Source organism: Pelotalea chapellei (genome assembly GCF_018531195.1).
Lineage (GTDB): Bacteria > Desulfobacterota > Desulfuromonadia > Geobacterales > Pseudopelobacteraceae > Pelotalea > Pelotalea chapellei.
The window spans coordinates 1-19,104 of the sequence record NZ_JAHDYS010000012.1; the positions used below are offsets into that span (position 1 = coordinate 1).

Annotated in this window: 16 protein-coding genes and 2 pseudogenes; 1 reads left to right on the forward strand and 17 read right to left on the reverse strand. The window is 51.0% G+C overall.

The features are described 5' to 3' along the window. Positions 1–150: 150 nt before the first annotated feature. Together KJB30_RS12780 and KJB30_RS12785 are read right to left on the reverse strand one after the other, a co-directional pair. Entirely contained in the window at positions 151–528 is a 378-nt protein-coding gene (locus KJB30_RS12780) for a DUF8785 domain-containing protein (protein WP_214299889.1), read from the reverse strand. 25 nt (positions 529–553) lie between these two features. Next, entirely contained in the window at positions 554–1,123 is a 570-nt protein-coding gene (locus KJB30_RS12785; protein WP_214299891.1) for a hypothetical protein, read from the reverse strand. A gap of 365 nt (positions 1,124–1,488) precedes the next feature. Here KJB30_RS12785 and KJB30_RS12790 point away from each other — a divergent pair. Next, a pseudogene (locus KJB30_RS12790) lies at positions 1,489–1,866 on the forward strand (formate dehydrogenase); the annotation flags it as partial. A 92-nt stretch (positions 1,867–1,958) separates the two neighbouring features. On the opposite strand, the gene KJB30_RS12795 reads toward KJB30_RS12790, so the two are convergent. From KJB30_RS12795 to KJB30_RS12865, 15 genes and pseudogenes are all read right to left on the reverse strand, one after another. Further along, a complete protein-coding gene (locus KJB30_RS12795) occupies positions 1,959–2,447 on the reverse strand; it encodes a DUF302 domain-containing protein (protein WP_367618979.1) in 489 nt (162 codons plus the stop codon). Positions 2,448–2,673: 226 nt separating this feature from the next. Next, entirely contained in the window at positions 2,674–4,044 is a 1,371-nt protein-coding gene (locus tag KJB30_RS12800; RefSeq protein WP_214299893.1) for a cytochrome C, read from the reverse strand. A gap of 150 nt (positions 4,045–4,194) precedes the next feature. Next, the gene (locus KJB30_RS12805; protein ID WP_214299895.1) at positions 4,195–4,518 is read right to left on the reverse strand and encodes a hypothetical protein; all 324 of its coding nucleotides are present in this window, start codon (positions 4,516–4,518) and stop codon (positions 4,195–4,197) included. A gap of 71 nt (positions 4,519–4,589) precedes the next feature. Beyond that, positions 4,590–5,093, reverse strand: a pseudogene (locus tag KJB30_RS12810) (DUF3373 family protein); the annotation flags it as partial. A 1-nt stretch (position 5,094) separates the two neighbouring features. Next, the gene (locus KJB30_RS12815; protein WP_214299899.1) at positions 5,095–5,964 is read right to left on the reverse strand and encodes a tetratricopeptide repeat protein; all 870 of its coding nucleotides are present in this window, start codon (positions 5,962–5,964) and stop codon (positions 5,095–5,097) included. A 55-nt stretch (positions 5,965–6,019) separates the two neighbouring features. After that, positions 6,020–6,613, reverse strand: coding sequence for a peptidoglycan-associated lipoprotein Pal (gene pal, locus KJB30_RS12820; protein WP_214299901.1), 594 nt, complete (start codon positions 6,611–6,613; stop codon positions 6,020–6,022). Positions 6,614–7,210: 597 nt separating this feature from the next. Then, positions 7,211–7,522, reverse strand: coding sequence for an ArsR/SmtB family transcription factor (locus KJB30_RS12825; RefSeq protein ID WP_214300072.1), 312 nt, complete (start codon positions 7,520–7,522; stop codon positions 7,211–7,213). An 84-nt stretch (positions 7,523–7,606) separates the two neighbouring features. Beyond that, entirely contained in the window at positions 7,607–7,819 is a 213-nt protein-coding gene (locus tag KJB30_RS12830; protein ID WP_214299903.1) for a YgaP family membrane protein, read from the reverse strand. 211 nt (positions 7,820–8,030) lie between these two features. Further along, positions 8,031–11,255: an efflux RND transporter permease subunit gene (locus KJB30_RS12835; RefSeq protein ID WP_214299905.1), complete on the reverse strand. Its 3,225-nt coding sequence runs from the start codon at positions 11,253–11,255 to the stop codon at positions 8,031–8,033. A gap of 40 nt (positions 11,256–11,295) precedes the next feature. Then, positions 11,296–12,408, reverse strand: coding sequence for an efflux RND transporter periplasmic adaptor subunit (locus tag KJB30_RS12840; protein ID WP_214299912.1), 1,113 nt, complete (start codon positions 12,406–12,408; stop codon positions 11,296–11,298). After that, positions 12,405–13,748, reverse strand: a complete 1,344-nt coding sequence (locus tag KJB30_RS12845; RefSeq protein WP_367618980.1) for a TolC family protein — start codon at positions 13,746–13,748, stop codon at positions 12,405–12,407. Before KJB30_RS12845 ends, KJB30_RS12840 begins: the two co-directional genes overlap by 4 nt. A gap of 255 nt (positions 13,749–14,003) precedes the next feature. Further along, complete coding sequence (locus tag KJB30_RS18480) at positions 14,004–14,156, reverse strand: DUF1622 domain-containing protein (RefSeq protein WP_496198533.1); 153 nt, start codon at positions 14,154–14,156, stop codon at positions 14,004–14,006. A 189-nt stretch (positions 14,157–14,345) separates the two neighbouring features. After that, the gene (locus tag KJB30_RS12855) at positions 14,346–14,618 is read right to left on the reverse strand and encodes a cytochrome c7 (protein WP_214299914.1); all 273 of its coding nucleotides are present in this window, start codon (positions 14,616–14,618) and stop codon (positions 14,346–14,348) included. Between the two features lie 485 nt (positions 14,619–15,103). After that, positions 15,104–15,994, reverse strand: a complete 891-nt coding sequence (locus tag KJB30_RS12860; RefSeq protein WP_214299915.1) for a radical SAM protein — start codon at positions 15,992–15,994, stop codon at positions 15,104–15,106. Positions 15,995–16,018: 24 nt separating this feature from the next. After that, complete coding sequence (locus KJB30_RS12865; RefSeq protein WP_214299916.1) at positions 16,019–19,045, reverse strand: PocR ligand-binding domain-containing protein; 3,027 nt, start codon at positions 19,043–19,045, stop codon at positions 16,019–16,021. Positions 19,046–19,104 lie beyond the last annotated feature (59 nt).

A 19,104-nucleotide genomic window follows, 5' to 3' on the forward strand; every position in this document is an offset into this window, starting at 1 on the left:
GGGTTATAGCCCAAGGCGTAATCAAACTGCCATGTCCTGGAACAGAGAATCTAGTTACTGTCAGTCCAACATACAAGACGTAGCAGCGCTACGTCGCACAAGGTGGCTTTCGAGGACGGCGGCGAGATGGCTGTTTTCAACAACCTTTTGCTATTCCCCTACACTGATCACATTGGTCACATAATACTCGGTCTCACCGAAACATTGGGTTGGGACGCCTTTGTGCTGCTCGTAGTGCAGTGATACTCTTTTACCCATGGATGCATTGATCTTCTGGGCGATCGCATCATCACGCACGCTGAACAAGAACTTTTCGGGAATGGAACCAGGCACCGGTATCATTTGCAGCTCCCCTTCCCACGTCTTGCAGAGCCAGCCTTTGTGGGAGAATTTCTGAACGTATCCTGCTCGTTCGCCACTGGAAAAGCTCCAATTCAAGGTGATCCATGTATAAAGTCCGCAACCTGCAACTATGAGTACGATTAAAATGCCGCCCCACATAAACCCTTTCGATCTGCTGAAAGCCATTTTACCCTCCTTCATACCGAATTTATTAAATCGTGATTTCCACAAAATGTCCGACCGAAGCAATTATTGTAGAGAAGAAAATCGCGATTAATAGCGCAATAAATACGCTAATGACTATCCCGAGGGTAATCACCCATTTATTTACCCCACCAACCTCCTGTAGCACCGGAATATAATTCTGGGATGTCTGAGTTGCCCGTATCTCCAGAATCCGAGCTTTAACATGCCTGTAATACAGGTAGTTGCCAATGATTCCTGCTCCAATGTGCAGAATGATATTGATGCCCGGCAGGCAGAATACGATAAAGGCTATCACTGCCAGAACATACATTTTTCGATACAGAAACCAGAAAAACGTAAAAGCAAAGCAGGACCAGTTCCATGTCGCGCAGAAAGTCTCCCTCCCGGTTATGGTGAATTTAGAGAAATTCTGAATATAGTAATAAGAGTTCGGACCAGCAAATACACGTATTTCTTCTGTGGTTATGTTATCGACATTAATCGGATTTGCGGGATCAAGATTGACCATTGATCCGCAATGTTTGCATTTGATGGCCCCGTCGAGAATACTTTCCTTACAGTAAGGACAGATCATTGGGTAACACTCCTGAATTTATGACAGATACGAAATTATGTTATACCTTTTTTACAGCCAGGTTTACCGCCACAAGAAACGGATCCCACACAGGAGAATAAGGCGGCGCATAGCTCAGGTCAAGTTCGGCGAACTGGTCCCCCGCTTTTCTACCATCTTAAGAAGCCAAGCCCGAAACTGAAAAATCAGTCTCACGTAACGCGCAACCCAAAACCCTGGTTATGCTTCATCCACTTTTGACTTTAGACACGGCTTCGATCATTACCTTTATACCCATTACAAAAAGAGCGACCTACGCCCACTTCGGGGCTTTTTTGCAGAGTAACTTCAGTAGTGCCGCTTATGTGATTTCAGTAGGTTATGTTGAAGTTACTCGTTCGCTAAAGCCGCGCATTGCGGAGGCGGACAAGGTGGTTCCCTCCATCTGCCCCTACTGCGGCGTCGGCTGTGGTCAACAAGTCTATGTCAAGGATGGCAAAATCATGGATATAGAGGGGGATTACAGCTCTCCCATTTCCCGCGGGTGCCTTTGCCCCAAAGGATCGGCCACCATACAGCTTGTGACCGGCACCCATAGGGTTCATCACGTCCTCTATCGCCGTCCATTTGCCAGCCAGTGGAAGGAGATACCGCTTGAGCTGGCCATGGATATGGTGGCCAAGCAGGTTAAAAAGACACGCGCTGAGACATGGGAGGAGAGTAATAAAAAAGGGCATCCACTGCGAAGGACGCTGGGCATTGCGCTTGGCTACTGCCGTGCAACGTCAGCAGCTGGCAGGATAGTACGGGTGCATCGGCCTGCGATATTGGAGGATGGCCGCATTAAACACTATTATTACAATGCGAAAAGAACCCTCTCCATTTTTTCTGCTACTTTTTTTGCAAAATCTACCATCTCCGGGTTATCGATCATCGAAAGCGCCGCAATCGGATCCATAACCATAACCGCCGTTTTACCGTCATCCCGCGTGTAGATCACAACATTACAGGGCAGGAGCGCACCAAGATCAATTTCACGGCTGAGGGCTTCATAGGCAAGGGAGGGATTACAGGCTCCAAGAATAAGATATTCACGAAACTCCTTTTGAAGTTTCTCGGCAAATTTCTTCTTGACATCAATCTCGGTGAGCACTCCAAACCCTTCTTTCGCCAACTCCTCACGCACCTTCCGTTCAGCTTCGACATGCGTCATGTCTACTGTTTTTCCAAAGGCATAGGCTGTTCTCAGGTCCATTTTTAACCACCTTTCAAAGTTTATGCTTAACTTCCCTTTGAAAAATGTACTGCCTAATAGGAGTCTTGTCCATTTATGCAGTTGTTCCATAGTTATCGTAGCGGCTAGCGTTGACCACTGGCCCGTTCCAAGCAAACCATCGCTCGCAGCACCATAAAAAGCATCATCGAGGATGGCACCAGACTGATGAGACAGCCGTGCAAAAAGTTTTAGCCAATCGACAAAGCGAAATGCAGTCGCTCTTAGTTGTAGCGGTCAACATGGGTATTGAGTATACCCCGGCCGTGCCGAGGCATACTCACTGTGGAATCTGAACTTATTCTTCTTCGATCTGCTTTTTCAACAATCGCTGAAAATAGAGTTCAGGATTGGTCAGGTTTTTGATTTCCTCGTTGCTGTAACCAAGTTCCTTGAAATTAAGAATTCCATTGGGAGCATGGCAATTTGCGCAGGAAAGTGCTCTCTTTTTAGGAGCGACCTGATGGTTGCTACTGAAGTAGATGGTCTGCCATCCCGGGACCGGTTCATATTCCTTGATACCAAGGATTTTAGCAGCAGAAGCAACGCCGGCCAACGTATCGCCTGTTGATGAGGGAGGAGCGAAATCCATGGAGAGCAGTTCACCCGTCTTTTTGTTGTAGTAAGCTTTGCCCTGGAACACCTTGAAGGGATAGATTTTGCTCTTACCGTCAATCCTGCTTCCTTTGGGACCGATGAAATCGGGACGATTGGCAACGGTCTGATTGTACCAGGCGTAGATAGGCGTTGTTTCATTAACCTCTTTCTTCAAGGTTGACGGTTCGTAGAAACCATTATCCAGCTTTGTCCACACAGTGAAATCCTTGGCAGTCGCTCCGCCGGTTTTGGGGATGTGGCAGGTCTGGCAGGCGATTTTGGAAGAATGGTTATCTATCTGTGCATCCTTGTGGGGTTTTTCGGTATGACAACTGCCGACACATGATAGCCTGAGTCCGTCGTGGGCCCAGTTATTGGGATCGAAACCTGTAGGAATCCTATGGTTCTTCACAACATGGCAGTCAATGCAGACCATTTTTTTAGCCGCATGGGCATCGGCTGCGGCCGTCATTTCAAAACCTCGCTTGACATACACACCACCGCCAGCGGCTTCGTGGCAGGTCATGCAGGTTTTATTCGATGGCCTGCCAAGGTTGGCTGCCGCCTCGACACTCCGGTCCTGCCCGATTATGACAACCCCATCATTCCTTTTCATCGGCTTACGCTTGCTGAAATCATACTTGACTGAATGGCACAACAGGCAGTCGATGGCAGCTTCAGCCGCAGGGCCTGTACTGCCAACATCGCTGGCATGGTCTCCAGGATGGCAACTGTTGCATCCGGAAAATTTTGTCTTGCCCTTATCATTGGCCGGCACTTCCTTCAGATTATTAACAATGTCATTACCATTGCACATGGTGTAGTTCCGGTTTTTCATACCGTAAACTTCATTCGGTTTTACATTATCAACATTGTCAACCTTTGAGGCATGGGTCCAATGGACTGTTCCGATAAACTCCTTTGCCTTGCCGGGATGGCATACCTCGCAAGTCTTCGGGCCCTGGTAGCCGTTTTTAAGTATATATTCCTTGCCTGGATGTTCAGCAGCCTGGCCATAACAGACACCGGCAAAACTTACGGCAAATGTAAAAAACACAATCTTCTTTATCATTTCCATCTCCTTTACGAACGCGTGCAAGCAAAGTTAAAAAACATAACCGCCCGCGCACTCCCTCCGGTCACGACTTGATAATGTTCTCAAAGGCCTGCCGTCACAGTCACATTGGTTTAACAACACCACTTTCCAGCACGGGGAATGGTGTTAGCACCCGGCTGTTTTCTTGAACATCTTGCTTGAATTCTTGCCGCCATCCTTTTCGTATTTGCAGCGGATTTCATCGCCTTCCACAATGCGTTTGTCATTGAATTTATCCAGGGTCAGATCATCGGTAATCAGTACGGTAAGATCCTCGCCACTCTTAATATCTTTCAGCACGACAGTTGCGCTTTTTTTGTCGGCCGAAATCACCAATTTCGAAATTGTGCCCACTATCTTACCTTCATCTGCCTGTGCGGTTTGCGAGAACATAACCACTGAAACCAACATGAAGGCGGCCACCAGAACACCTGACAACACTCTTTTCATGACAGACTCCTTTTCTTTCATGACAGGTCCGGCAAGGACGAGAGGTCATTGCCGGACCCATTGTCTTAAGTCTAGAATTTTACTTCGAACGTGCCGTAGATATCATGGGCAGATTTGACCGGGGCCAGCATCATCATATCGGTGGACTTGATATCAGATATCTTTTTGGACGCCCCGACCCAGTTGTTGCTGCCAGTGTACTCAAAATCATAATACTGGTAGCCCAGTTTGAAAAAGGCTTTGGCAAAGTAGGAAGAGAGCGGCTTCAGATCAAGTTCCTGAATGATGTAGGGTTCGTAGACGTTGCCACGGGTTCCGACTTTGGCGGTCCACATATCATCAGCAGCCGGTGCAAAAGTGATCCAGTCCTTTGATCCGTGGTTAAATTCAAAGCCGATTTTGGTTTTCGTGGGGAGATCATAGCGCACCCCCGCAAAAACGGCCCAGCCGGTCTTGCTTTTAGGAGCCTCCGGTTGGAAGAAGGCACCGGTCATCAAACCCTGGAAGCCAGCAGCGGCAGAAACATTATTGGTTGGATGCGTGACACTCATGCCCAGGTCGGTAAAGATGTTGAGGCTATTCGTTTGCTGCCTTATCATATGCCCCTGCTGCTGTAAAAGATGCAGCCCTTTGCATGTGATCAGAGGGGTCGACGCTCCGTTCGACTCCAGCCAATTTATACTCATTACTGGCTTCGTTGGAATTACCTGTCATTTCAAGAAATTGGGCCAACCGATAGTGACTGTCCCTGTTCCCGGGATTGGCTGCTAGGGATAACCTTAATTCGGCGATAGCCTGGTCATACTGTTTTTCTTTTTGATATATTTCGGCAAGTTTCAAATGGGAGAGTTCGTTGGCAGGTTGCAGGTGCAACACCGTCTGGAACTTCTCCCGAGCCTTTACAAGATTCCCCTGCCCCAAATAACATTGACCCATGCCGTTTTGTACAGACACATCATTAGCGAATACAGGCATAGTCTGTTCGTAATGAAGCAAAGCTAAACCATAGAATTTGCCTTCAAGATAAAGGTCAGCCAATGCCTTGGCGTAACTTGGAGATCTTTTTAGCTTCAGGGAATTATAAAGGTTAACGGATGCTTCGTCCGGAACTCCTTTCTTTAACATTAGCAGCCCGAGTTGGCCGTAGGCATCAGCGAGCAGCGGTTCTTTAGAAATAGCGTCACGATACTCACTTATGGCCTGTTCTGACTTATTGCTTGCCCCCAAAGCCAATCCTTTCAGGTAATGAGCCGCTCCCCCATCGGGGCAAAGAGAGAGAATCTTTTTTTCAATCTTCGCTCTTTCTGCGGGTAGTGTTTCATTGGTAACACCCTCAACGGCCTTCGTTGACTCACTACAATGATCTCCCTTACCGAATCCCCAGGTAAAACCACAGGAGAAAAGGGCGAATAATATCAGTGCTAATAAAGAGTTGAATCTGCGCATGTGGTCCTCTTAAAAAACCAAAGGCCGCTGTAGCGGCCCCTGGCATCATGTTTTTTTATTTGATAACAACAAACTCGTCTCGTCGGTTTTTGGCCAAAGCAGCTTCATTATGGCCCGGATCAGCCGGTTTTTCCTTACCATAACTGATAATGGACAATCGGCCGGATGGAATGCCCATTGTTGTCAGATAACTAACAGCTGCCTGTGCTCTCCGTTCACCGAGTGCCAGATTGTATTCGCTGGAACCGCGCTCGTCGCAGTTCCCTTCAATTCGAATTGCAGCTCGAGGATTTTTCATCAAAAGATCAAAATTCCTGGAAAGCGCTTGACGGGCTGTATCACTCAACGTTGATGCATCAAAATCAAAATATATATTCTCAAGCGATTTCTGCAGATCAGCGATTGATGTTTCTTTGGTGGGCTGAGATTTCTGATCAACAACTTTAACATTGGGTGAATTCACCGCCGTTGTTGCAACAGTTGGCTTATCAAATGTTTTTGATTTTGATGCGCCCTCATCAGGCTTAGCGGATATTGCTACCGGTACAATTGGTTCTTCTTTTTTAACGACGTCCTGTGTGGCACAACCTGCAAACAGAAACATCCCCGCGAAAAAAATCAACAGAAGCTGATTGATAGATTCCTTCATTGCATTCTCCTATTCTTTAAAAATTAGATAAAAAAAGGCGCAACTATTCGCGCAAGTACAAAAGCACTGGGAATATACAGAGTGACGTAAAAATCAGTATTAATTCTAATCAGGAGAGGAAGAGAGGGGGGGCGCGGGATGAGTTAAAAAATAGAAGCGGAACTTCAGTGAAGTGAACAGCAAAAAACGACTTTGTTCGGTAGGAAAGAACGGTTCGAAGTTGGACAGGAGTTGCCATGACGGCAAGGAAATCGATGCACTTATTAACATTCTGCTGAGATGTTTTGACCTGAATCTCAATGACGGCCTTCCGACTCGGTTTAGGCCGATGAGGACGCGAAAGATCAGGTACGCGCATTCCACCAAGCACCAAACAAAATGCAATAAGGGCCGTAACTGAAATCAAAACATGTCTTTGATGCATACTGCTATCAGTCATTCGCTATTAATTACACTGATCCCGATCAAAAGACAAGGGATAGGCAAGTGAGGGTATGCCTTTTGTGCTAGCGGTGATTATAAAATCTATCCTAGTCGTCAATGCCAATCTTCCCACGCACCCTTTGCCGCGAATATCACCCTTGAATGTCCGAACAATCAACGGTCGGCAGTTCCCAAACCAAGGCTTGAGTTACGAGTAATTACCCTGACCAACTCTGCAATCCTTTCGCTACCGAGCTCGTAGCGCACCCGCGTCCCTTCCCGGCAAGACACAACCAGACCTTTCTCCTTCATCACCTTAAGGTGTTGCGATACCACCGCCTGTGGCATCTCAAGGCACTCCCAGATTTCCATGACACATGCAGATTCCTTTGCCAGGCCGATTGCAATCCGCAAACGGACCGGGTGACCCAAGGTTTTCAACAAAAGAGCCCATTCCTCCAGCTCTCGTTCTGTCTCCGGCGTCATTTTTGACAATAGCTTTACCTCCTCAATCTGCAACCCAACCAAAGGCACCTTGTAAACCGGTAGCCTTCCCCTTTGGGTAATGCCCTATTTATCGCCGCAATTTGCGGGAAGCTTCGGAACTCCAAGCCTTTCCAAGATATACATCATTGGGCACCAGTTGGTAAAGCCGGACTGAAACAGGTTGAGACCAACGAATGCGGTGAACCAGAGCCAGTTCGGGCTATGATAGTGGGCAAGCACCAATGATGTAAGGATAAAGCCGCCCGCCATCAGTCGCAGTATTCTGTCGATGTGCATTTTGTGCTCCTTGAAAAATGTATGTAATTCTGTACTGGGGAGGTTAAGGTGCTGGCAATCAGCCAGGTCACTGGTCCGGCGGTTTTCCAGATATTTTTTCCTTATAGAATTGCTTATCTTAGCGTCTTTGCGGCTTTGCGTGAGAAGAGGTCTTTCAACTGCTCTCTCGCTCGCTTCGCTTAAGACGCCAAGTCGCGCTCGGGTACATGCATTACGGCTCTCCCGGCGCCACTGCCATCTTTTGGTGGCGCTCCTTCCACGACTCCACCAGATAGTAGAGAATTGGTATCGTGATCCTGGAAAGGGTAGTCGAGGCAATTTCTCCGCACATCATGGCCAGGGCCAGCCCCTGGAAGATCGGGTCAAACAGGATGACAAAACTTCCCACTACAACGGCGGCTGCGGTCAGGAGCATGGGTCGGAAACGTACCGCCCCCGCGTCAATGATCGCCTGGTCCAGCGGCATCCCCTCCCGGCGCCGCAGCTCGGCGAAATCGATCAGAATAATCGAGTTACGTACAATGATTCCCGCCAGGGCGATGAAGCCGATCATGCTCGTGGCAGTGAAGAAAGCACCCATCAGGGCGTGACCTGGAAGGATGCCTATCAGAGTAAGCGGTATCGGCGCCATGATCACCAGCGGCGTGGTGAAATCCTTGAACCAGGCGACAACCAGGACATAGATGAGGACCATCACCGCGGCAAAGGCCGCGCCGAGATCCCGAAACACCTCATAGGTGATGTGCCACTCGCCGTCCCACTTGATTCCGGGGCGCTCCTCGTTCCAAGGCTGGCTCGCTGCTCGCTGTTCGATATGATATCCGCCGGGGAGCACGATGTCGTCGATCTCCTTTTGCATCTTCAGTATGGCGTACACCGGGGCTTCGATAGCGCCGGCCACGTCGCCGGTGACGTAAACCACGCTCTTCATGTTCTTCCGGTAGAGCGATTTTTCCTCCACTCCGTTCACCACCCGCACCAGCTGGGAGAGTGGAACATTGCCCCGCGGTCCCGGAATGTAGAGTGAGGAGAGTGAGGAAAGATCGTTGCGCGCAGCTTCGGGAAGGCGCAGGTTGATCAGGACCGGTTCCTTCTCGCGTGGCACGTGCATGAGACCCGCGGGAGCGCCCCCCGCTGCCATCTGCAGCGTCTGCACAACTTCTGCGGCGTTAATGCCGGAAAGCCCCGCTTTTTCCCGGTCCACTTCCAGACGAAGGCTGGGCTGATCATCTTCCTGGTACCAGTCGGTATCGACCACCCCTTCAGTCTTCTTGAAAATCTGCTTAACCTTCTGCGCGATAGCGACTCTACTTTTCTGGTCCGGGCCATATACCTCGGCGACCAGGGTGGAAAGAACCGGCGGGCCGGGGGGTATCTCGGCAACCTTGAGCCTTGCGCCGTAACGGTCGGTGATTTGCTTGAGTGCCGGACGGATGCGGCGTGCGATATCGTGCGACTGCTCCTTGCGCGCATCCTTGGGAACCAGGTTCACCTGGATCTCGGCGATGTTTGCTCCCTTGCGCAGGTAGTAGTGGCGCACCAGCCCGTTGAAATTAAAAGGAGAACTGATGCCGACGTAGCTTTGAAAATCAGTCACCTCCGGCACCTTGCGCAGCACGTCCCCAAGTTCAGCGACCAGCCGTGCGTTCTCCTCCAGGGTAGTTCCTTCGGGCGCATCCACGATCAGCTGCAGCTCGCTCTTATTATCAAAAGGGAGCATCTTGACCGTGACCGCCTTAAAGTAGACCAGGGAGCAGGAGAGTAGAAGCATCAGCACCACCAGCGCCAGAAATGCATTACGTACCGGCTTTTTGTGCAGGAGTATGCCCATGACCCTGCGGTAAAAGCGAGTCACCACAGATTCTTCAGGCTCCGCGGCAGCGTCTCCGAAATGGGACTCCCCTTTCATGAAGCGGTAAGCGAAGTAGGGAGTGACAATAAAGGCGATCAAGAGCGAGAAGATCATCGCCAGGGAGGCGCCCACCGGTATGGGACGCATGTAGGGTCCCATCAGTCCCCCCACGAATCCCATCGGAAGAATACTGCCGATGACCGCAAAGGTCGCCAGTATGGTCGGGTTTCCGATCTCGTCCACAGCGCGAATCGCGGCCTCCAGCGGATTAAGGCGGGTTGTGGTGAAATAACGGTGGATGTTCTCCACCACCACGATCGCGTCGTCCACCAGGATTCCGATGGAGAAGATCAGGGCGAACAGTGTGATCCGGTTCAAGGTGTAGCCGATTCTGTTGAAGATAAACATGGTCAGCGCAAGCGTTACCGGGATCGCTATGGCAGCAACCGCGCCGGCCCGCCACCCCATGAAGATTGCAATCAGCAGGGTGACGGAGATCGCGGCCAGGAACATATGGAACAGCAGCTCGTTGTTCTTCTCCTTGGCGGTCTCGCCGTAGTTCCTGGTCACCGTGACCTGCATCTCCGCCGGGATGATCTTTCCTTTCTGGAATTCAACCCGCTGCAAAAGGTCCTCGGCAACCCAGGTAGCGTTAGCCCCTTTGCGCTTGGCGACCGAGAGCGTCACTGCCGGATGGTCTCCCGGTCTGCCGGTGAGCCCCTTATGGGCCGCTGCCGGTCCAAGGCCGAAGAAGACGTAGTCGGCTGGCTCCTGGACCCCGTCGATGACTTGAGCCACCTCTTCCAGATAGATCGGGCGGGCACCCTTGACGCCGACTACCAGGCGTTTTATCCCTTGCGGGTCATCGAGAAAGCTTCCTGCATAAAGGGTGTAGTCGCGGTTTCCCGAGGCAAAGGTGCCGGCTTGCCCGGATTGATTCCCCTTTTGCAGCGCACCCAGGACGGCAACCGGAGAGATGCCGGCATTGGCGAGCTTCCCGCTGTCCAGCCGCACCTTAAGCTCACGGGAGAGTCCACCTTTGATTTCCGTCTCCCCAACGTTGTCAGATTTCTTCAATTCACCCAGCAGTTCCTGCGCCACCCGGCGCAAGGCGTGGTGATCGTAGCGCTCAGACCAGAGGGTAACGGTAAGGATCGGAACGTCGTCAATCGATTTCGGGACCACGAGCGGCTCGCCCGATCCCGGTGGAAGCAGTTCGCGGCTGCTCATCACCTTGTTGTAGAGCTTCACCAGCGACTCTTCCATGTTGCTTCCCACCAGGAAACGGACCGTCACGATTCCCATTCCGGGGCGGCTTGCGGAGTAAACGTATTCCACTCCTTCTAGTTCCCAGATCTTTTTCTCGTATGGAGCCACCAGCCGCTCTTCCACCTCTTTGGGTGAAGAACCGGGCAGGGGAAGATAAATATCCACCATCGGGACCACGATCTGGGGCTCCTCTTCACGCGGAGTGGCAAGCACCGAGAAAAGCCCGAGGAGCAGCGAAGCACCCACGATAAGGGGCGTGAGCTTCGAGTCTATGAAGGCACGGGCAATTCTCCCCGCAAGGCCAAGGCTAGTCATGTGTCTCTCCAGATTGATCTGTGCGCCTGTGGGCACAGCATCATTGATTCGTGCCGTATTCTACCCGGGCACCATCGCTTACCTTTTCCATCCCTGCCGTTACGATCCGCTCACCGGCACTAAGTCCGGAAAGAACCTCAATGCGGTCTCCCAGGCTCTTTCCCAGTTTCACCAGGCGCAGTCTGGCTATCCCGTCCCGGGAAACCACCCATACCGAGGTGAGCGCTCCGCGCTCCACGACTGCGGCAGTCGGGACAGCGACCCCTGGGCGCGCTCCGGTCTTGAAGAGTGCTTTGCCATAACTCCCGGAGCGTAACCCTCGAGCGGAAATATCGAGCTTCGCCAGAAAGGTTCGACTTCCAGGGTCAACCGTCGGCACGACCTCAGCGACTCTACCTCTTGTGGCCCCACCCTCCAATATCACCGCCACATTGTCGCCGACATGCACCTTACTCAAAAGTCCTTCAGGGGCTGCCACTTCGAGACGATACCCATCCTCCCCCTCGATTGTGACAAGCGGGGTTCCGGGAAATACAGTCTGGCCGGGGTCCACCTGCTTGGCCACTACGATCCCGGAGACCGGAGCCACTACCTTGCCATAACCTGCGATGGCGCCGGCTGCCTTGGCACTCTCCCCTGCCTGATTCAGCCGTGCTTCGGCCCGTGCCACACCTTGCGCGGCTACCTCCTGCTCCATCTGACGCACTTCGAATTCCTGGCGCGTTACCGCCTGCTCGTTGTAAAGCTTTGAAAAGCGCTGGAAGGTTGCGTCGGCTAACTTTTTGCGGGATCTTGCCTCGTCCAAGCCGCGCTCTGCTTCCTGAACTCCGGAAAGCGCCCCGGCGGCTGCGGCCCCGCCCTCTGAAGCCTCAATGGTAACCAAAGGTTTCCCTCGAGAAACCCGATCCCCTTCCTTGACATAGACGCCTGTCACACTCCCGGAAATCCGTGCAGAGACAATTGCGATATTCCTCGCCTTGATGCTTCCCACCGCCTCGACCTGCTCCGGGAGCGATTCCTGGGTGAGGACGCTCACCGTTGCCCCTTGAACCTGTGGTGCGGTATTCTTGGCAATCGACTGACTCTCCTTCTTGCCACAGCCGGGAGCTGTAATTATCAAAAGGGCGAAAAAAACCACCTTCAACGTTCTCATCGCATCACCTCCTGCAGAAATTGACCGGTAGCATAATGAATCTGAGCGGTGGACCTCAGGTCATTGTTCTCCATTTCGACCATGTTTAATCTTGCCCTGTTGAGAGTTGACTCGGCATCCATCAGCTCCACCATGGTGCAAAGACCGTTGGCAAAACGCTTACCGACCAAACGCACCCCCTCTTGAGCAGCATCCAGCGCCTGCCGCGCCGATGCCAGGCGAAGCTTGCTCTCTTGTCGGCGCAAAACGGCTTCATGCACCTGCAGCGCCACGTCTCTCCGCGCATTTTCAAAGCTTTCAGCAACGGCATCATGGGCAAATTCGGCTTTCCTTTTGTCGTGAGACCTGCGCTGGCCATCAAAGATCTCCCAGCGCAGGTTAATCCCGAGGCTCCAGGAATCGTTATCCCACCCCAGAGGAAGGTCGCGGTCGTTGATCTGGTAGGTTGCGCCGGCATACAGCGTGGGAAGGTAGGCGTTGTTGGCTTGCCGCACCAAAAGCTCACCTTTTTCCAGTAATTTCCGGGCTGCCCTTAGCTCCGGCCGGTTCTTAAACGCAGTAGAAACCAGCGCATCTGAGGTCTGGGAAGGTTCCGCCAACCTCGGCTCTTCCGTGATATCAATACTTTCCCCCTGAGGGCCACCAATCACCTGATTCAACCTCAGCCGGGCTATGAGAAGATCATTGGCAGCCGTTACCAGTCGCTGTTCCGCCTCTGAAAGTTCGCTAGCCGACCTGAGTACATCGGATTTGAGACCCATGCCCTCGTTTTCCCGCACAGCCGCCAGGCGACTATGCTCACGGGCATCCGCTACCGCATGCTCCGACATATCCCGGGCCGCCCGTGCGGTTCTAACCTCGAGGTAAGCGTTATAGACGCGAAAAGCGATGGTCTCCCTGTTAAATTCCAGTGAGGTCTCAGCAGCCTCGGCGTCCTTGGCGGCTAATTCAGCAACGGTGGCTATTTGCCGGTCCCAAAGCGGCTGTTCAACGGCGAGTGCGCTTCTGAAATCGCCACGGGCGGAGGGGTGGTTCAGACGTTCTGCAGAAAAATCAGAGGATGGGTTGATGCGGGCCTCATCGAGCTTCATCATAAAGACCCGGCTAGGCGTGTTGGAGAGGGAGACTCCACTTTCAAAATAGACACTTGGCCAATAGCGGCCATGACTGGCGGCGGCTCCTTGTCGCGCCGCTTCCTGTTCGTAGCGGGCGGCTTTTATCGAGTGGTTTCCGCTGAGCGCCCGATTGACAGCTTCGCGCAGGGAAATTGCTTCTGCACCAGCTATGGCAGGTGTTGCGGCAATAAGACACGCAAGCATTAGTAAAAGCGCTTTCTTCACCTGGTCCCTCCTCTTTTCATAGATGCTGGCGGCATAAACGTAATTGTAAGAACAATCCCGACTGTGACAACTTTAATTGGATTTTAATCATCTGAAATGAATATATAAAATCTTATATATTCAAAACAGCATATAGTCAATACGCTATATTTAAAAATTATGAGTGCGGAGTAAAATCAAGGTTTACAAGGAGAGGCGCTTTTACAGAAGTAAAATCAGGTGCTTTAGTGATAAAAGCATTGGGGCAAAAGGAAATCAATCTTTGCTGTTACACTGGGACCATGGCCACTTTCCGGTGATTTCCACTTCAAGGGTAAAACTGAGAAATGTCCTGATGATCACAATAGCTGCCAATATTCCGACACTCATAAAGGTCGGTTCGATAGCAACGGTTCGTATGAGCGCCAGTTCAACAAGTCATTGTAAATCCTCGTCGCATTCCCCAACAGAGACAAGAACTGGAACCCAGACCTGGAACGCATCAATACAAGCCGATGGGCGCGGCAAGCACTAACCGCGTCCTTCGGATTGGTGACGGACGGTTATTAAACAGATCAGGCAGAAGGTAGGTTGCCGACCAATGACACAATCAATGTATTATTTTTTGTGACATTCATTACACTTGGTTGGTCCGGCTTTTCTTTCTTCATGACATCCTTTGCATGTTTTGTGGGCGAAGTCTTTGCCGAAAACCTCGATCTTGCCCGGTTTTTTTTCATGACAAGGCATGCACGTTTTCAGCATTTCCTGATGTTTTTTGTGATGGAACTCAACGTTGCCATTTTTTGCAGGCAAAACGATGACATCTTCGGCGAAAATGTTTCCGGCAGATAACATGACGACCGTGACTGTTGCGATGAGAATTTTCATTTTCGATTTCTCCTTTATTTCAGCCCGACAAGTCTTTGCCATGCGGACCAGTTATTGTCGTAATTCGGATTACATTTACCTGGACCCATTCCCACTATTTGCCGAAAAACCTTTGTGATGGAGTCAGGGTTAAAAGAAAAAACATAAAGGGAACCAGTGGTAGTCTTGAGGATGATTTTAAATACATTGGAGTCTCCTCTGGTCGACGCTGGAAATGAATTCAAGACAAAAGAATTATTTCCATTATATCCGAAACTTGGACAACTGCATGAATTTGACAACTTTAAGGGGTTCAATAGTAAGAAAGGGATTTGATTCGACCAAGGCGGACAAAAAGGATTTTCTGAGTCATATAGTAGCTATGTGTAACGGTGGAATAAAGTGTAGGAAGGGTTCAAAAGGAAGAAAAATCGCTGTTGCATGTGAAAAAATGATGGTCAGCGATGACATGTGCGGCGGCCCATTTTTCTGGGGAGAGGCGTGGTTTAATAATACTCTTCGCTGTACCCGGAAATCTCGTTGAACCACAGCGGGTCCCTGCGAGCATCGGCCAAGGCGGCTTCAGCAGTGTCGATCAGTCGCTGGCGATCCTTTGGATAGCTGCCCGCAAGATTCAGAAAGTTGGAAACATGGTTGGAGCGCAGAATGGTACGATGGGGCTCGAGTCTGTGCAGCATGGTCACTGCTTCTTCCAGGATCTGACCCTGGGTGAGCGGCTTGATTGTCCGGAACCAGTCGTCGTTGTGGCGCTTGAACATGGTCAGCAGCGAGAAATATTCTGGGGATAAGGCGTTGATCCATTCGGCAGTGGCAATAGCATGCTCAGTGCTTCTGGTCTGTCCTGCAAGTCCAAGAATGGCTGTGATGGACAGCTTCATTCCTGCTTTTTGAGCTTTGCGGCAGAGGGTGAGCATCTCGTCCGGTTGATAGCCTTTATCGATAGCCCTGAGTGTCTCAGGATCCCCGCTTTCCAGTCCAAAATACAGAATGCGCAGCTTTTTATCCTGTAACACCACCAATTCCTCTTCACTCTTATTGGTGAGGCTGTTGGGAGAAGCATAGGCTCCGATTCGGTTGAGGCGCGGGAATGCGGCCGCCAGTGCATCCAGGATAACAATCAGTCCTTCTTGCGGGTAAACCAGCGCGTCACCGTCAGCAATAAACACTCTTTGAATGTATGGCCGGTACTGCAGCGGAAAGGAATTGATTTCGGCAACCAGCTCATGCACCGGGCGGATTCGGAACCTTTTCATTTTGTACATGCCGCAGAATTTGCAACTGTTCTGAGAACATCCGATGGTTGCCTGCAGTATCAGGCTGCGAGCCTCAGAGGGGGGGCGAAACAGTGGTTCTTCGTAGTGGAGATATCTATGCATGACGGTGTCTCTCAACGTAGATTTCTAGGAATCCAGCATTTCCCTGACCTTCTTCAATAGATCGACAGGGAGGACCGGCTTCATGATCAGATCTATCCCTTCTTCATGCACCCCCCGATCCTGAATGAACTCGGCGGTGTAGCCGCTTGCATACAGCACCTTTACGCCGGGATGCAAACGGCTGATCTCGTCGTAGGCTTCCTTGCCGTTTTTCTTGGGCATGATCATATCCATCAGGATCAGGTTGATGCCGTTGGGATTCGCAATAAATTTATCGATCGCTTCTTGTCCATTTGCGGCCTCTATCACCTTGTACCCATGAGAGGTTAGCACGGAAACGACGAGCTGCCGTACGGCGGCATCATCTTCTGCCACCAGAATCGTCTCCGACCCCTTTCGAGGCGAGAGTTGCACCGACTGCTCCCCCTGCATTTCCTGTACTGTTTCCACAATCGGAAAATAAATTCTGAAGGTGGTGCCAAGGCCCGGTTCACTGGAGACATCCATAAAACCATTATGCTGCTTTACTATGCCATAGACGATGGCCATTCCAAGACCGGTTCCCTTCCCGACTCCCTTGGTTGTGAAAAAAGGTTCGAATATCTTCAGCCGGGTTTCTTCATTCATCCCGATACCGGTATCGGTCAGTGTTATGCAGGCATAACGACCATCATGCATGTCTTCATTTTCAGACTGGGCTGCTACCTCTTGCAGGCTTGTCTCTATGGTCAACGCTCCACCTTTAGGCATGGCATCGCGAGCATTGGTGGCAAGGTTGATCAGGATCTGTTCGATCTGCCCCTTGTCAACCCGAACCGGTAGATCTGCTTCATTCAGAATAGCCTTGAACTGTATATCCTCACCGATGATCCTGACGAGGAAGCTTTGTACATGCCGGACGATGTCATTAAGGTTAACAACCTTTGGATCCATTATCTGTTTGCGGCTGAAGGCCAGCAGGCCCTTGGTCAACTGGGCTGCTTTCTCCGAGGAAGCTAGGATTTGCTCTGCAGCTTGTCTGGTCGAGTCTTTGGCAGGCAAGTTCTTCAGCAGCAGGCTGCTGTATCCCATGATTACCTGCAGAATATTGTTGAAGTCATGGGCAACCCCACCGGCCAGTTGTCCCACAGCCTCCATTTTTTGGGATTGGCGCAGCTGTTCCTCCAGGTGGCGGTGTGTCTCTTCAGCTTGCTTCCGCTCCGAGATATGTTGGGCCTGATTGACATTCTGCATGGCCATTTTGGACAGCTGTCCGGCAATCTGGAAAAGGGCGGAACACACATTCTCGAATTGCTCTCTGGGCATGCGGGTGACCTGCAAGAGCCCTTTTTGGTATTCTTCCTCATCAACCCCAATCTCCCGTGCATAGGCCATCATGGCGCTCATGTCGGTTGATTCATCCAGGACTTGGCCCACCAGCCAATTGGCAATGTGTTGTCCGCCGACATGTATTGCGGCGCTACCGTCCATCAGCCCACCGCTGAAACAGGGTTGAAAAGCCGGCCCGTCCTGGTTCATCCTGCCCAGCATGGCATCTGATCGATGGCAATTGGCAAGTCCCTTTTCCGTCTTGCGAATGATGTTGCACAGATGGCAAAAATTGCTCGGCTCGGTAATGGGTTTCCCATTGGTATCTGTGATCAATGAGGCAACCCCGGTTGCCAGTGCGAATGCGTCCTGAATCTTCTGTATTTCCTCCAGATCGAAGAGATCATTAAAATGTATCGGTCCGCTTCTATCAACAGGATTGGTTAAAAAATCCAGCCGCTGTTCCAGAATCTTTTCCAGGCGTTTTTTCTCAGTGATATCCCGGGAGACACCGAATAGCCCGATTGTCTGTCCCTGATTGTCGTGAATGGGGCCTTTGGTTGCCTGGTAGATACGCTTGCCATCGACTGTGGTGAGTTCTTCTTCCTGGGTTACGGGACCCTCAAGTCCCATGATCTTCAGGTCAGATGCCAGCAGGACTTCACCCTCGGCAGGCGGAAAAAAGGCAGTATCATCCTTGCCGATGATCGCCTCGGCCGGAAGATTGAAAATTCGCTGGACTTCATTATTTACAAGAAGGTAGCGGCATGATGAATCCTTGGCGAAAATGGCATCAGTGGTACCGTTGATTACATTGGATATCAAATTTTTCTGGTAATCGAGCTCCTGAATGGTTTTTGAAAGGTCGGCGGTGCGTTGTACTACCGTGCGTTTTAACATCCACAACCAGAGGAAAAGTCCTGCAATGACTGCAAGAGCCAGGCAGATGCCAATCCCCACATGACGCAGCAGGCTTGGGGTCAGAAGCGGTACGCCATACCAGCGCTTTTCAATTGCATCATAATCGGCCTGTGGAATTGCATTGAAGCCTTTTTCAAGGGTTTCAAGCAGCGCAAGATCGCCTTTGTGTACTGCCCGGTGAAACTGGCCGGTGTAGAAGGGATCGGTCTCCCGAAACTGGTCGTAGATTTCAAACTTGTAGAGAAAGTAGTGTGCCGGTACTTTCTCCATCGTAAAAACATTGATCTTATGGTCGCGAGCTGCTGCAATGATCGCCTCATAGCTATTAAACTCAATCAGGTTGTTGATGCCTCTGGATTTGAGGATACCGATTGCATGGCTTCCCGCCTTGACTCCCACGATAAAATCTTTCGCGTCCTTGATATCGCTGATACCCGAAATGTCGGAACGGAAGTACAGCGACACATCGAGATTTACGTAGGGCTTGGTGAAGTCGTAGATTTGTTCGCGTTGTTCATTGCGAAAGATTGTATCGATTACATCAAACTCTCCGGCTTTCATGCGCTGCTGGGCCTCGGCCCAGTCCATGGCTGAAAGCGAGACATGGATGCCGCTCTTCTGCTCCCACAGCCGCCACAGATCAGGCAGTATCCCTTTGAGACGACCCTCTGAATCCTTGAAACTGTAAGGGGGGTAGTTGTCGTCCATGACAACACGGATAGTGCGATTTGGCAGATCAACGGCATCAGCGTGAGGTTGCAGCACGGTAACGTCAAGCGCCAGTGTCAGTACCAGCAGGAGTGTGGCACACCAGGACCACATCGTTCTATGTCTGAGACGTATGAGCAAATACCGGGAAGTCAAAGCCAATCCTTCTAATT